The sequence below is a fragment of the Bradyrhizobium altum genome (assembly GCF_020889705.1).
Lineage (GTDB): Bacteria > Pseudomonadota > Alphaproteobacteria > Rhizobiales > Xanthobacteraceae > Bradyrhizobium > Bradyrhizobium altum.
The window spans coordinates 1-598 of record NZ_JACMYP010000604.1 but is presented as its reverse complement, the minus strand read 5'-3'; the positions used below and the strand labels follow the sequence as shown (position 1 = coordinate 598).

The 598-nt window shown below is 58.2% G+C and carries 1 protein-coding gene; it reads left to right on the top strand.

The genetic code is table 11. The features are described from left to right. The coding region (locus H8B02_RS47665) for an AMP-binding protein (RefSeq protein WP_233288013.1) at positions 1–598 on the top strand (598 nt) is incomplete at both ends.

The following is a 598-nucleotide window of genomic DNA, read 5'->3' as shown; positions in this document are numbered from 1 at the left end:
GGCCTGGGCCGAACGGCCGGCTTCGGACCCCGACCCGCGCACGCTTGGCCTCACATCCCGCCATCTCGCCTATGTGATCTACACATCAGGCTCAACCGGAACCCCAAAGGGCGTCATGATCCAGCATCGAGGGTTGGTCAATCTGCTGTTGGCTGAGGTCGGTCTTTTTCGCGCTTCTTCGAAGAGCCGAGTCGTGCAGTTCGCCTCCGTTGGTTTTGATGCAAGCGCTTGGGAGCTTCTTATGGCGTTTGGCTCTGGAGCCGCATTGCACTTGCCTGCGGACGAGATCCGTCAAGCGAGTAACAAGCTATCGGATTATCTCCGAAGCGAAGCTATCACCCATGCGACGTTACCCCCGGCGTCGCTTCAGGCAAGCAACAATCTGGAATGTTTGGCTTTGCAAGTTCTCATTCTTGCTGGAGAGCTGCCGAAGGCTGAACTCATCCGAAGTCTTGCCCCGGCATCAATTGTCAACGCTTATGGCCCGACCGAGGCAACAGTCTGCGCGACAGTCTGGCATTGCCCGGCTGATTTTAATGGGTCGGTGGTCCCGATCGGGCGGCCAATTGCCAACACGCGGGTGTACCTGCTGGATGGC